This is a genomic window from Acidimicrobiia bacterium (genome assembly GCA_041676705.1).
Lineage (GTDB): Bacteria > Actinomycetota > Acidimicrobiia > Acidimicrobiales > SKKL01 > Actinomarinicola.
Genome location: JBAYRL010000001.1, coordinates 379,462 through 393,252, shown reverse-complemented (window position 1 = coordinate 393,252; position 13,791 = coordinate 379,462). Strand labels below are relative to the sequence as shown.

Genomic DNA, 13,791 nt, shown 5'->3' with positions numbered 1-13,791 from the left:
AAACGCTAGATTTCGCTTCAATACGGCGAAGTGGGGTACCGCATGGACGATATACAAGCATTTAACCTGGCAGTACTCTTGCTTCGCTGCCTAATTGGCGTGGTAATGATGGCCCACGGCTACAACCACATTTTTGGAGGTGGCAAAATTAACGGCACCGCCAACTGGTTTGAATCACTGGGCATGAAACCCGGCGTTTTTCACGCCTGGTTAGCGAGTGTGGCCGAATTAGGTGGCGGCGCCATGCTGATTGCCGGGCTGTTAACACCCCTGGCGGCTAGCGCCGTGGTGGCCACCATGCTGGTTGCCTGGCTCATCAATCATCGCGGCAATGGTTTCTTCATCTTCCGGCCTGGTGAAGGCTGGGAGTATGTGATGACGTTGTTAGTAACCAGTGTCGTTGTAGCCGTGCTTGGTGCTGGTGAGTGGTCACTCGACCATCTGTTTGATTTGCCAAACTGGTCGGGCGTGACAGGCTTGGTGCTGGCTTTGCTTTTGGGAATCGGTGGCGGTCTTGCCACGTTGGCCGTTTTTTGGCGGCCTTCAAAACCTACCTAGTTGGTGCCTTAGCGAAGCTTCCAAGCTTGGACGCCTAAACACGAACCCGTTGTCTAACAAAACTTCAGGTACTACCAACTGCGAAGCACACACAATCTCTTGAACCGTTTCACGTCCAGCCACCAGGCTAAGCACTGGCCTGGGAACATGAGTTATGGCAGGGCGACGAACGACCCGTGCGAGAACCTTAGTGAATTCACGGTTATCAACCGGGTTTGGTGCCACCGCATTTATGGGCCCTTCTAGGTTTTCATCAACCAAAGCGTGGGCATAGATGTCGGTTAGATCGTCTAGGTCTATCCAAGACATCCATGACGAACCATCGCCTAAACGACCTCCGCCACCAGCCAAAAACAGCGGGTAAAGCAAACGTAAAAGCCCACCTTTGGGTGACAAAGCCAAACCCGTTCGGACCTTTACTACCCTAAGGCCCGCAGTTTCGGCTGGTTCGGCAGCCGCCTCCCAATCAGCTACTACTTGTGCCAGGAAACCTTGTCCCATACCCATCGATTCGTCGAGGGGGAGTGGTCCTTCGTCGAAACCATAGAGGCCAACCGCCGAAGCGGTAACTAGCACTTTGGCATCACCGGCCGCTGCCACGGCTTGGGCCAGACGGTAGGTAGGTTCGATTCGGCTCTCGCGAATCTGGGCTTTGTGTTGCTGGCAAAAGCGGCCAGCAATCGAGGCACCCGCCAGATGAACAACCGCGTCGACACCTTCAAAAATTGCCGGATCGGGATCGAGTGGTTCCCATTGCCGCTCAAGGGGATGGTTGGTGGGATAGCGAACCAGGCGAATCACCTGGTGGCCCGCAGTACCTAAGTAAGCTGAAAGCGCTGAACCGACAAGTCCGCTAGAGCCGGTAATGGCCACTTTCAAAGAGCCCGACTCGAACCTTGATAACACTTCTTGCGCCGCTAGATCGTCACGAAGTTGGGTGTGGCGGTAACGAAACATTTTTCGCACAAACCTTGTTGGAACCGGTGTTTTCAAGGTGTCAATCATGCGAGTTTCATTCGGTGAAATCGCCTCAAAACGATGTTCGTGGTGCCACGGCAGCGGTAAGGAAGTCAGATCATCAACAAATTGATGCGGTGGATCGTAGTGAGAGTGCTGCGCTACCCATCGCAAACCAAGAGGCAGGCGAATAACGCCGCGGCCCCCGTCTAAGGAATCAGCTTCACTGATAATTTTGGTGGGGTGCCACGGTGGCGACAATCTGGTGAAGGCGCCGGGGCGTTCATGCCATGTGAAAACCTGCCGTTGGGGATGTGGTAAAACACTTTCGAACCGAACGCTCATGTGGGCTCCAAGACCTCGACCTCAGGGAGACCCAAGCGTTCCCGTTCCCTACGAATAATCTCATTCTGTAATTGGGGAGTGATCGCCAGGGCCTCATCGTCAACATTAGCGGTATCTATGGCGGCATCAGCAGCATCCTTAAGCGTGCTACCCGCGGCATATTCGTCAAAGAGACGTTGTTTCTCCGCCAAAATTTCAAGCATGCGCTCATCGACCGAGTTCTCGACTAACAATTTGTGCACGTACACAGTGCGGGTTTGGCCCATTCGATGGCTACGAGCAATGGCTTGTTCTTCCATTGACGGTTTGATTTGAGGTTCGGCCATGATCACGACCGAAGCTGCTTGGATGTTCAGTCCTACACCACCCGCAATCACTTGGGCCACGAGTACGACTGGGCCCTCACGGTTAGTGAACTCGTCAACTAGCGCTTGGCGTTGCTGTGGCGTTACATCTCCAGTAATCGGCTCCAGCGCCGAATCGCCCAAAGCATTGGCCACGCTAGTCAGCACCCCTCGAAAATAGGAAAATACAATTACCTTACGTCCCTGCTCCGAGACCTGATCGACAAGCTCCACCACGCGTGCCAACTTGGCCGATTGTTCAGGCGTACCAGGTGCATAAGCTGCCTGGCGCATAGCCATAAAATTGCTGGACTCGACAGCGCGGCGATAGGCCGCGGCATCGCCTTCGCCAAATTCGAGCCATTCGGCAACATCGATACGTTCGGGCAGCTCGCTCAGCACATCGGCCTGATTACGTCGTAGATATACCGGTGCGACCTTATGCCTAAAACGCTCGGGCCTTACCAAGAAATCCGACAACTCAAATTGCGACACTAAACTAGGCTGAAGTTGTGAAATAAGACTCTTGAATTCACTGACCTTATTCTCCAGTGGTGTGCCGGTCATATATAAAACGCGCTCAGCCTGGTCACCTAAGCTAACTACACTCTTTGTACGTTTCGCTCGAAGGTTTTTCACATAATGAGCTTCGTCAACCACTAACAGCGAGAGTTTGAAATGCTTCGGTATCAGGAGCGCACCCAATGTACCGTAGGTAGTAATTGCCAATCCGCCGTCTTCCATCCACGCTTTAGTTTGAGCATTTCGGTTTGGACCATGCAAGCGAAACGAGCGTAGATGTGTATGCTTCGTAGTTTCATGTAGCCAATTCACTAATACACTCGTGGGTGCCACTACTAACACATGGGTTTTGCCTAAAACGCTCAGGTGACAAGCCACAGCTAAGGCCTCAAGCGTTTTCCCCAATCCCATCTCGTCACCCAAAATGGTCCGGCGTTGGGTGAGTGCGAAACGAGCCCCGAAAGCCTGGTATCCTCGTAGTGTCGCCTTTAGTAACGTCGTATCAAGCGGATGGTCGTTTATCTTTCGAGCTAGATCTCCTGACAGGAAGACTTGGTCCAACGATAGAGTAGAAGTTGCACCGCCCAGCTCGATGACGAGCTGGTTGAAGCCAACTGCGTCGTCTTGAAAAGCCTGCCAAGCCTCGTGAACACTTGGCAAGAAAGTGGTAAGCGAACGTCGTAGATGTGCGAGCTCATCCAACGCAACGTCAGAGTGTGCCAATACCTCGTTTATCTTGTGAATCGCATCAGAGGCATCTTGTCGGTTCTTGTGTGAGCGGAAGTACATTAACATCCGACTCGACATCGGCCTGGCAATGCGCGCCAAAGAATCTAATTGTGGCAATAACGGTTCATAGCGTTGTAAGACGGGATCTGCAGTGGCACGAGACCAAGTCAGCCGGAGCAAAGCCAAAACGAGAGCCGAGTAACCGCCGCCCCTGTTATCAATACTTAATTTAATCGGAGTATTTACCCTTAACTTCTGCTCTAGCACCCCAACCGCAGCCATTATTTTGTTTGCACTTGCACTGCCAACCCCATCAATCGACATCAAGTGCGACGCGGATACTTTGGTTAAACCTGCGACTGTTGGATATTTTTTGGCGACTAATCCTAACCGAACGGAACTATCCAGCAGATCACGAAGACTTTCAGTGGCGATACCGTCCAACTTCTCGTAATAAAGTTCAGATTGGAGCTGCTCTAGCGCCCTATGTGCTTCATCCTGGCGTGACCTCAGCTCGTGCTGTATTGCCCCGATCGCCCTCGGAATTGCCTCCACCGTGTTCAAGAGCCGCTTGGCCTCACCTCCAGGCTGAATTCTCCGATTCGATGGTTGAGCTTCAAATGAAGGTCGAGGCACTTGATTCTCCTACTGAAGTTAGACGCGCAGTGTTCCGGAAATTCCAAGGTTCTTAGGGATTTAGAATCAGCGTTGAACCATGGCCGTCGGGTCGCAAACGAACCTCGATTCCAACATGAAGATCTTGCTTCATAGACTCGACATGGGAAATTACACCCACCATTCGGCCTGAGTTTTGAAGTTGATACAGCGTTGCTACGGCGTCGCTCAAAGCTTCTTCCGACAAGGAGCCAAACCCCTCATCGATAAACAACGCTTCAAAATCGTGGCCTGAACTGCGACCACCGCGACTAACCACATCGGCCAAGCCAAGCGCTAAGGCCAACGAGGCTTGAAATGCTTCACCGCCCGATAGGGAACTGGTTGAGCGAGCCTTACCGGTATTGGCATCAAACACTTCGATGTCGAGCCCGAAACTTCGGCGTCCATCGGTTCGGTCGACCCGACGAGACAACGAATATCGCCCTGCTGTCATCTCATAAAGCTGAACGTTGGCGGCCTGAGTAACCCGATCGAGTTCGGCGGCTAACACCCAACGTTTCAGTGATACTGCCAGAGCTGACCCACCCCTAGCGCAGACTTCATAAACCCTATTGGCCTCTTCGTAATTCACCTGCAAGGCAGCATTCGTAGAGCTCAACCGTGAATATCGCTGGAGTGCTGCCTGTAGTGCTTTGTAGTGAAGCTCACCTTGAACTTGCCGCTTATGTTCAGGTTCACGTTCAAGCTCGTAGGCAGCAACCGCCTCCGCCAAGGTTGAAAGATCAGGAAGATTTTCGGGGATGTCCTCACGTTGTAGCTCTTCGATGAACCCTTCGGTTCGGGTTAAGAGTTGCTGGTGCTCAATCGAATCTGCCAGCCATTGGGCTTCAGTCGTCTCTGGTAGAACCGCGGCCTCAGCTTCGGACAGATTGGCAAACGGTGAGATCTGCAACGCTTCGCTTAAATCATTCTGCGCGGCGGCCGCCCGTTCACCCTGTACGGTTTCGTCTCGTTCGAGGCGATCTAATCCCTCAAGATCTCTTTCAACTTGAGCCAGGATGTTGCCGTGAGCCTCGAGCTCCGCTTCATCAATGGCGACGGCGGCGGTATCAGCTGCGCCGGCCGCATTTTGTGCGTTTGCCAAGTTGTCTTCCGCTTGTTTTACACGTTCGGCCAAACCTGCTTTTTCGCGATCCAGCTGAGCCAATTGCTCATCAAGTTGGCCGAGTTGATGTTCCAGCACCGCCATTTTTCGGTGGCTATTTTCGGCATCAACAACCCGCGATTGAAGTGAACTTACCACTTGAGACAGCTCTTGTTGGCTGCTGTTTTGGGCTTCTCCCAGATTCGTACCGTATTCGCGCAATTGCAGGGTTATCTGCGTGCGCTCAGCCTGAAGTCGCTCGGTCTGCTTTCGTGCCGCCTCAACCTCTTCAAAACTAATGACCTGGTCGCCCTGGGCGGTAGCTGGTGTTGGATGACTTGTTGAACCACACACCGGACACGGATGATCATCTCTCAATGAGGCGGCTAACCGAGGTGCCTGGCTGTCAACAAAGGCTTGAAATATTCGGGTGGTTTGGCCTTCGGCTTCCTCAACCCGGGCGTTAGCTTTGACCAGATGGCCGAGGGTTAGATCGTAATTTTTCTTCGCCTCAAGTTTCTCTTGAGCCAAGCCCAAGAGACGTTCGAGTTCACTCGGATTTTCGGCCTTATCGCGTAGGTGTTCATACTCGGTGGAAGCTGTGAGCCGTTGCATTTCTAGCGTTTGGTGATGCTTTTGTTGCACGTTCTCATCGCTCAGAACCTTCGCCAAGTTGTTTTGGCAGCGCTTGAGCTCATCATGGGCCTGTCGCTGCACGTTAAGGATCTGGGATTGGCGGTCTAGGTTTTGTTTAGTCTGGTAGAAATGACGGGCCAAGGTGTTTGCCGATAGGTCATCACAAGATTGACCTAAAGATGTGAAGGCACGACTGAGATTACCGGTTCGGTTGGCGAGAAGTTCGGCGGTGCCTTGCCACAACGTAGTGGCGTCTTTGGCTTTTGCTGCGAGGCCGAGGATGGATCGGGCTTGTTGGGAAACGTTGGCGGCATCGGCGCGAGATACCACCGCTGCCTTCTTATCTAGGAGGGACTGAAGCGCAAGTTTATGACGTTCAAGATCTTGGCTTCGCTTGTGAAGCTCTTTGGCCGCAGCCAATTCCTCACGAGCCCCACGGAGGGTCTCATCTAGTTGCAGGATTCGTTTGGTTTGATCGTCGATGGCCAATTGAAGCGGTGCCAGCTCAGTTTCAAGACGATCGTAGGCCCAATCTTCAACCTCGGGAACGGCGGTGTTGGGCCTCAGGCTTTCATGCGCCGCCACCACAGCCCGCCGGGCTTGATCAAGCTCGCCTTCTAGGCGCGTGAGTTGGTCACCGAGCTGGGCCTTGTGCTCATCACGAATCTCTTTCAGGCGGTCAACAATATTGTCATACACGTCACCCCCGAAAAGACGTGCTAAGAGCTCTTCACGCTCGGCACTAGTGGCCAAGAGGAACTGGGCGAAGTCGCCTTGGGGCAATAACACCACGCGTTGGAATTGCTGGGCGTTCAGGCCAATTAGCTCTTCAACTTCTTTGGAAACCTCGTTGGCCTTCGTTGCCCGGGTAACACTTGAGGTCCCGTCGAACTCAACCAGAGTGGCTGAAGCAGGTTCAGTAACATGTCGAGAGCCACGCTTGGCCGGGCGTAGCTGTTCAGGGTTGCGTTCCACCCGAAAGCGGCGCTTTCCAACTTCGAAGTCGAAACTGACCGTGGTCCGAGTTGTATCGTCGACAAAGTCAGAGCGAACTTCGTTTCTTTCTTTACGCGGCATAACTCCGTAGAGCGCCCAACACATGGCGTCGAAAATGGTGGTTTTGCCAGCACCGGTGGGCCCACTTACCAGATACAGGCCCCTCGCATAAAGCGTTTGAAAATCTATGACTTCGCGGCCGGGGTAAGACCCAAATGCACTTAGTTCAAGGCGAATTGGTTTCATCGGGCCTCGTTAGAAGTAGCTGCTTCGACTGCCGATGTCAGTAGTTCCAAGGTTGATATCGACGGAGCTTCGCCTTCGACATTGCGCCAAAATTCCGACGCCACTTGCAAGGGCGTACTTTGTGCGAATTGCGGTTGATGCTGGGCGAAGTTGGGCAGGTTACCTTCGGGCCGAAGCTGTACTTCAATAACATGAGGAAAGCGAGCGGCGAGCTTGGCCTTCGCGTTGAAGACCGTGGCTCGATCGGTAACAATCGCCCTCAAAAAGCATGCTTCTGCATGTAAATACGCTTGGTTGGTCAGTAGATCGTCAATTTCTCCACTGAGTGTGACCACACCGCGACCAACCGGTACCGCCACTTGTTCGGCCTCAAGCGTGCCGTCGCTATTTAGGTCAATGACCGACACAGACTTCTCATGTTCTTCGGAAAACGAGTAGGCGAGTGGGGTGCCGCAATAACGCACCCGAGCCGTGCTACCAATGTTTTGTGGTCGATGAAGATGGCCTAGCGCGGCGTATGAGAACCCTTCAAATAGTTCGACTGGAACCTCGCCAGTGCCACCCACTACCAATTGGCGCTCCGAGTCGGAGGCGCTGCCGCCGGTTACAAATGCGTGGGCCACTACTACCGAGCGAGGCGCGTTCAGCCTAAAACGAATTAGTTTAAGGGATGTGCGCATAACCTCGGCGTGGGTACGCGCCAATCGACGTTTAACCAATGTGTCGTCTTGTTCGGCCGTGTTCAGAGCCAAATTGGCGTCGTTGGCCTCATAATCGGTCTCGTGATGATCAGCGGAATCCTGATTAAAGCCGAAGTCATCGGGGGCGCTACGCGGCTCTAGGTAGGGGAGTAAAGCCAAATCCAGCGGACCATCATCAAAATTCAGTGGTATGACTTCGCCAATTTGTCGATATCCACCACGCAGATAAAAGCGGCTCGACTCCATCAGGCTTAGATACGGTGCAACCCGATCCGCGGCGTCGTGATTGCCTGTGATGGCGGCCACCACAATGCCCGCCTCGGTGAGGGCTTTCACCGTAGAGGTAAACAGTTCGATGGCCTCGACTGGAGGAATGGCGCGGTCGTAGATATCACCAGCCACAATGACCAAGTCAATACCCTCGGCAATTGACCACTCGGTCAACCATTGACAAAACGCCCGTTGGTCTTCGAGCAGAGACACAGGTCCAAAATTTCTACCGAGATGCCAATCACTCGTGTGGACTATGCGCACAACCACTCTCCCTACCACCCGGTACAACTATTTTCCGGACGTGCTCGTTCTCTTGCAGCTTTCCACAACAGTATTGAACCGCTGTGACACTTAAGCTCGGCCCGGTTGGCACGACTTAAAATAACGCGCCCGGTTCACCAATGGGATCAATTAAAGAAGAGCCTTGCGACCTGGCACTATTAACGGCAGTACTAACGCGGAAATAGTCAACCTCAACTCCAGAATCCGCCACCAAAAGCGCTTGTAGCTCATCGGTATTGTCGTTGGTGTGATCGAGCCAAATCTCCCAAGAATCTTCGGCCAAAAAGACCGGTTGACGGTGGTGTAGTACCGCCATCTTTGGTCCCGCATCTACCGTAATAATGGTGCAAGTTTCTATATCGGGCCCGGTACCGTGTGCGTCTTTCCAGTGCTCCCACAAACCGGCAAAAACCAGTGGCCGGTTGATGGAATCATGGATAAACCACGGTTGTCTCTTGGCTTGAGCAGGCTCGGTTGTCCATTCATAAAAACCATCGGCCGGAATTAAGCAACGGCGTCGCCTAAAGGCGGAACGAAAGGAAGGTTTCTCGGCAACTGTTTCGGCACGAGCGTTAATCATTTTGGAGCCAACGCTGAGATCTTTGGACCAGCTGGGGATCAACCCCCAACGTCGCGGTACCACACGACGTTCCTCTTCTTCTTGAGAAATAGTTAGCACTGGCTGAGTTGGTGCCACGTTGTAGCTTGGTCGCACCTCATCGGCCGCGGGAGTAAGAACTGCACCAAAATAATTGGCCAAATCATAAGGTGATGTTGTCGCGACGAAGCGTCCACACATTATTTATTAACTTCCGTCCTACTCTTATAAAGCTAAACTCAAACTTTACCGAATTATCCCGCCAGGCGAGTTTGGCGGGTAGTGGCGAGAAGTTGTCCGTCAGGCAAGTAGATCCAACCATCTTCCACCGCAAAACCATCATGCGAGTGGAAAGCATGCATACGCGACGTTAGGTATTCATCGTCACCCAAAACCCAGTTCCCATCCGCAGAATGCACTTGGATGGAATATTCAATCGTTACCGCCCGTTGCGGGGTAGTGGCTTTAGCAAAAACCGCCGGTGGGAAGTAATCACCAAACATTAATAGCCAGGCAGAATCGAGGCTGCCTCCATGCAGCGGACGACTCCAAGCCATCCATTCGGCTCGATCGGCACCCGCCAAGATGGCGGTAGAAGAGTGTAGATGCGTTTCAACGTTGTTAAGGTGCGATTTGGTACCTTCACGATACAGATTAATTGTCTCGCTCGGGCGCTCCGGCATTTCTGGAGCATCACTATATTCCATACCATCCCAGGGTGGCGAATGATAAAATCGCGCCACAGTAGTGGTCTTTCTGTTTTGACTTGTACGCACATGAGTAGTGCTTAAAGCACGACCTCGACGGATTATCTCCACTTCGATATCAATATCGCCAACAACGTTTCCAGATACATAGCCCAAAGTTGCGGCACGCATTGATGCTTCGGCACTAATACCTTCACGGGCCAAAACCTCTTCGGCTGCTTTAAGCGCTAACGCCGCCACAATGCCGCCATGCGCGCCCTGAAGAGAGGTCCACTCATCACTAATGCTGGCACGAAATTGGTTGCCAGCCTGGCCCAACGTGGGCTCCACCACTAGCTCTTCATGCCAATTCATACTGTGAACACTCCAGTTTCGATTCCCAACCTGAAATAGGACTACCCAGGCTAACGTCAGTGCAGCTTAGGGCAGCTATTCACTACTGTGGGGGTTAGTGAGTCGTTCCACGATTTTGCCCAACACATGGGTGAAGGTCTCGATTTCTTGAGCACCGGGAATTATAAAACTGTCTTCAACGACGAATGCTGGCACACCGGTGATGTCACGTTCGGTGGCGGCGGCCATGTCTCGGGCCACCTCGGAGCGAAAGGCGTCGCTGGCTAGCATTTCGGCGGCTTCACCACCCGAAAGACCGACGGCGTCGGCAAGTTTCATCAGTTCCTCGGGGCTAGCAATATTGATTCCCTCTTCAAAATAGGCCCGAAATAAAGCATCAATAATCTGGCCCTGTTTTTCAGCGCCAGCGGTTTCATAGGCCCAGGTTGAAAGGCGGTGGGCGTTGGTCGTGCTCACGCGTAGAGCACGATCGAATCGGTAATTGATGCCCACATCGGGGCCCAGAGCTCCAAGGCGTGAGGTCATGCCTTCAAAAGAACCCGGACCATACTTGGCCTCGAGTGACGCTTTAAGGTTGCTGGGCGTTGCGGTAGCGGTGGGGTCTAGTGCAAAAGCACGCCAATGAATATCCCACTTGACCGGAGTTTCAAAAAGCGAAAGAGCCCGCTCGAACCGCCGTTTACCTAGGAAACACCAGGGGCAAACTACATCCGACCAAATGTCGATGCGCAAGGTTGGAGCGGAGCTCATTTCAGTCATATCTTCAGGTTAGCCGCCGAGTTAGGCATCGGTTTTGATTGCCGAAACCTCGAATTCAAGGGTTACTTTCTCGCTTAACAGTAAGCCGCCTGCTTCCAGAGCAGCATTCCAGTTCAGACCCCAATCTTTACGGTTCACAACCACACTGCCTTCAAGCCCCATTCGAGTATTGCCAAAGGGGTCGACTGCCGAACCAGTAGTCTCCAGATCGAAGGTGATTGATTTGGTTACATCTCGCATGGTGAGATCACCCGTAACCGTATAGGTATCGTTACCAGCGCCTTCCACCTTGGTGGACACAAACGTGATGGTGGGGTTTTCGTCAATTCCAAAGAAGTCGTTGGTACGCAGATGGGCGTCACGATCAGCATTGCGGGTGTCGATACTTCCCGCCTGGATCGTTAAAGAGAGGCTGGAATTGCTGGGATTCTCAGCATCAAAATGACCGGAACCTTCGAACTCGGTGAAATTGCCACGAACCTTCGCCACCATGGCGTGGCGTGCAATGAATCCTATTTGTGAGTGTGCAGCGTCGATGTTGTAGTCACCAGTAGTAACGGTTGCAACAGTCATAACGATTTAATCTCCTTGTTGAAGTCGGATACACCAGTCACGGTACATGATGTGTCATGAACTTGCTACTTCGGCTATAGTAAATTTCATGGAATCCCAAGGTTGGCTAAATGAACAGGAGCAGTCCGCATGGCGCGCCTTCATGTCGATGCAGACCAAGCTGATTGCTCGCTTGGCTAACCAGCTCAATACCAACTCCGGTCTGTCATACCCCGATTATGAGGTTTTGGTAGCCCTAACCGATCAAGAAGAAGGTCAGCTTCGAAACTACGAGCTCACCGAGGCATTAGCCTGGGAACAAAGCCGTCTCTCTCACCACATCGGCCGCATGGAAAAACGCGGGTTGGTAGTTAGAGTGCGTTGCCCCTCCGACAAGCGTGGCTCTTTCGTGCAGATTACCAATGATGGTCGTTCGGCAATTGAGGCCGCCGCACCCGGGCATGTCCAAGAAGTGAGGCGCTTGATCATCGACCGTCTCTCAAGCCAAGAGCTTGAGGCCTTGGCCAGCATCTCCGAGAAAATATTGGCTGGTTTCGTATCCGATGATGAATCAGAAACCATTGTTACTACAGCCAACGAAGCCAACCTTTGAGATTCAGCCATCACAATGGCCTTGCTCTAGGGTGTCGAAATGGATTTCGCGGACGCAACTGCCATCACGCCCCTTGGCGATGGCGAGTATCTAGTCAATCTTCAACCTGAATATTCGATTGGTGGCGGCAAACCTAATGGCGGCTATCTTCTGGCCTGCTTAGGTCGAGCCGCGGTAGAGGCGGCACGTGCTAGTGGTGCAACGCAACAGCACCCCATTTCAGCTGGCGTGCAATATTTGTTCTCACCCGATCTTGGTAAAGCCACCATTCAGACCGAAATTTCGCGATCTGGGCGATCGGCAAGCCAGGTAAGCGCCAAATTAATTCAAGACGACAAAGTCTTTGTTGAAGCCCGCTTTACCCTCGCCAATTTGAATGCCGACACGCAACCATTTTGGGGCGCCACAAAACCAGTGGAGATTGCGCCGATAGAAGATTGTGTGAGCTTTGCCGGCAACAACGAACGACCCCCAAGCAACACTCGTGTGATCTTCGATCCCCAGTACGCCTTTAGCTTCGATGACACGCCGATCCCACCTGAGCGCCAAGGCGAAGTCCGAGCTTGGTTTGAGGTTGATGATGATTTAGCAGTCGACCCGATCATGCTGCTTTATGCTTGTGATTCTCTACCCCCAGCCACTTTTAGCATCGTCCGAACTGGCTGGGTACCAACGCTTGATCTCACCGCATACATTCGTGCGATTCCAGTGCCAGGACCTCTGCGAATCCGTTTCCGGGTCCAGCTAATTCAAGATGGTTTTGTGGATGAGGTTTATGAAATTTGGGATCAAAGCAACCAGCTGGTGGCCCAGGCGACCCAAATCGCAGCCATCCGACTGCCTGAACAGTAGGTTTTAAGCCTTGGAATCGGGGTTCGAAGCGGGCCAATAGTAACTATCAGCGGTTTCACGACTGCCGAAAATCGCTTGGCCCACGCGAACTACCGTGGCACCTTCTTCAATTGCCACCTCAAAATCACCCGACATCCCCATCGATAATTCGCTCATCTCGGCAGCCACCGCCAAGCTTTCACGTGCTTCGTCCCGAACCTCACGTAAGCGAACGAAACACTCCCTCACGGCAGCCGTATCTGAGGAAAAAACAGCCAAAGTCATAAACCCCACCGGCTTCAAAGTAGGGAAGCGAGGCAGTTCTTTAAGAAACTCGGCGACCTCATGTGGTGCTAAACCATATTTTGAAGCCTCACCAGAGGTGTTCACCTGCACGTACACCCTGAGTGTTTTCCCGGCATCCATCAGCCGTTTATGCAAGGCTTCGGCCAGTCGAATGCGGTCTAGCGAATGTAGCTCGTCAACATATTTGATCACGGTGCGAGCTTTGTTGGTTTGGAGGTTCCCGATCATGGTGAATTTGGCACCTTCGGCACCGAGCAGCGGCGCTTTAAGTTCAATTTCTTGAACCTTGTTCTCACCAAGATCGACGATGCCAGCTTCTATGGCCGCCCGCAGACGTTTAATTGACACCGTCTTACTAACCGCCAAAAGCCGTACGCTTTGGCCGTAAGGCGAGCGTTCACGGGCAGCTTTAATTCGTGCCTTAACGGCAGCTAAACGGCTAGTAAAATCGTCAACGGTCTCAGCCGGGCTTATATCGATGGGAATCACCATCTTCCAACACAAATCTGCTTAACGCCGGGTAGGTGAATGCACCTATTGCACTGGCAATGATAGATGTTTACTTCCTTGGCCCAACCACCAAGGCCACCTATTCCCAGCTAAAGAGCCCATGAGCGCACTGCTTAGCGTGGCCGTTCAGGCTCACTTGAGCGCCTAAGTTGAGCTGCGCATACGACTTTTGGAGCCATGTTTTACTATATTTGAGATGTCTTCCAACCA

General features: G+C 52.6%; 12 protein-coding genes. 3 read left to right on the top strand and 9 right to left on the bottom strand.

Translation table 11 applies throughout. The features are described 5' to 3' along the window. Positions 1–42 precede the first annotated feature (42 nt). Complete coding sequence (locus WC184_01935) at positions 43–558, top strand: DoxX family protein (protein ID MFA7476639.1); 516 nt, start codon at positions 43–45, stop codon at positions 556–558. On the opposite strand, the gene WC184_01930 is transcribed toward WC184_01935, so the two are convergent. The 8 genes from WC184_01930 to WC184_01895 all read right to left on the bottom strand — a co-directional run bounded on the left by WC184_01930 (position 544) and on the right by WC184_01895 (position 11,342). After that, positions 544–1,860 carry a TIGR01777 family oxidoreductase gene (locus WC184_01930; protein ID MFA7476638.1) on the bottom strand — a complete coding sequence of 439 codons (1,317 nt, stop codon included), beginning with the start codon at positions 1,858–1,860 and terminating at the stop codon, positions 544–546. The genes WC184_01935 and WC184_01930 overlap by 15 nt on opposite strands. Continuing rightward, the gene (locus WC184_01925; protein MFA7476637.1) at positions 1,857–4,091 is read right to left on the bottom strand and encodes a DEAD/DEAH box helicase; all 2,235 of its coding nucleotides are present in this window, start codon (positions 4,089–4,091) and stop codon (positions 1,857–1,859) included. Before WC184_01925 ends, WC184_01930 begins: the two co-directional genes overlap by 4 nt. Positions 4,092–4,143: 52 nt before the next feature. Continuing rightward, a complete protein-coding gene (locus tag WC184_01920; protein MFA7476636.1) occupies positions 4,144–7,095 on the bottom strand; it encodes an SMC family ATPase in 2,952 nt (983 codons plus the stop codon). After that, complete coding sequence (locus WC184_01915; GenBank protein ID MFA7476635.1) at positions 7,092–8,330, bottom strand: exonuclease SbcCD subunit D; 1,239 nt, start codon at positions 8,328–8,330, stop codon at positions 7,092–7,094. The genes WC184_01920 and WC184_01915 overlap by 4 nt, the downstream gene beginning before the upstream one ends. Before the next feature lie 115 nt (positions 8,331–8,445). Next, positions 8,446–9,150 (bottom strand): SOS response-associated peptidase, encoded by a 705-nt coding sequence (locus tag WC184_01910; GenBank protein MFA7476634.1) that lies wholly within the window; start codon positions 9,148–9,150, stop codon positions 8,446–8,448. Positions 9,151–9,203: 53 nt separating this feature from the next. Further along, the gene (locus WC184_01905) at positions 9,204–10,010 is read right to left on the bottom strand and encodes a thioesterase family protein (GenBank protein ID MFA7476633.1); all 807 of its coding nucleotides are present in this window, start codon (positions 10,008–10,010) and stop codon (positions 9,204–9,206) included. Positions 10,011–10,085: 75 nt separating this feature from the next. After that, positions 10,086–10,769, bottom strand: coding sequence for a DsbA family oxidoreductase (locus WC184_01900; GenBank protein MFA7476632.1), 684 nt, complete (start codon positions 10,767–10,769; stop codon positions 10,086–10,088). Between the two features lie 21 nt (positions 10,770–10,790). Then, complete coding sequence (locus tag WC184_01895) at positions 10,791–11,342, bottom strand: YceI family protein (GenBank protein MFA7476631.1); 552 nt, start codon at positions 11,340–11,342, stop codon at positions 10,791–10,793. 88 nt (positions 11,343–11,430) lie between these two features. Between WC184_01895 and WC184_01890 the strand changes: the two genes are divergently transcribed. After that, positions 11,431–11,934, top strand: coding sequence for a MarR family transcriptional regulator (locus WC184_01890; protein MFA7476630.1), 504 nt, complete (start codon positions 11,431–11,433; stop codon positions 11,932–11,934). Positions 11,935–11,973: 39 nt separating this feature from the next. Continuing rightward, the gene (locus WC184_01885; GenBank protein MFA7476629.1) at positions 11,974–12,786 is read left to right on the top strand and encodes a thioesterase family protein; all 813 of its coding nucleotides are present in this window, start codon (positions 11,974–11,976) and stop codon (positions 12,784–12,786) included. A gap of 3 nt (positions 12,787–12,789) precedes the next feature. Here the strand turns inward: WC184_01885 and WC184_01880 are convergent, their stop codons facing one another. Beyond that, positions 12,790–13,563 carry a YggS family pyridoxal phosphate-dependent enzyme gene (locus WC184_01880; protein MFA7476628.1) on the bottom strand — a complete coding sequence of 258 codons (774 nt, stop codon included), beginning with the start codon at positions 13,561–13,563 and terminating at the stop codon, positions 12,790–12,792. Positions 13,564–13,791 lie beyond the last annotated feature (228 nt).

Excerpts from the sequence above, each read along its gene's own strand:
- WC184_01895 (MFA7476631.1), bottom strand. The coding sequence starts at position 11,342 with ATGACTGTTGCAACCGTTACTACTGGTGACTACAACATCGACGCTGCA.
- WC184_01885 (MFA7476629.1), top strand. The coding sequence starts at position 11,974 with ATGGATTTCGCGGACGCAACTGCCATCACGCCCCTTGGCGATGGCGAG.
- WC184_01930 (MFA7476638.1), bottom strand. The coding sequence starts at position 1,860 with ATGAGCGTTCGGTTCGAAAGTGTTTTACCACATCCCCAACGGCAGGTT.
- WC184_01900 (MFA7476632.1), bottom strand. The coding sequence starts at position 10,769 with ATGACTGAAATGAGCTCCGCTCCAACCTTGCGCATCGACATTTGGTCG.
- WC184_01920 (MFA7476636.1), bottom strand. The coding sequence starts at position 7,095 with ATGAAACCAATTCGCCTTGAACTAAGTGCATTTGGGTCTTACCCCGGC.
- WC184_01905 (MFA7476633.1), bottom strand. The coding sequence starts at position 10,010 with ATGAATTGGCATGAAGAGCTAGTGGTGGAGCCCACGTTGGGCCAGGCT.
- WC184_01935 (MFA7476639.1), top strand. The coding sequence starts at position 43 with ATGGACGATATACAAGCATTTAACCTGGCAGTACTCTTGCTTCGCTGC.
- WC184_01890 (MFA7476630.1), top strand. The coding sequence starts at position 11,431 with ATGGAATCCCAAGGTTGGCTAAATGAACAGGAGCAGTCCGCATGGCGC.
- WC184_01880 (MFA7476628.1), bottom strand. The coding sequence starts at position 13,563 with ATGGTGATTCCCATCGATATAAGCCCGGCTGAGACCGTTGACGATTTT.
- WC184_01910 (MFA7476634.1), bottom strand. The coding sequence starts at position 9,150 with ATGTGTGGACGCTTCGTCGCGACAACATCACCTTATGATTTGGCCAAT.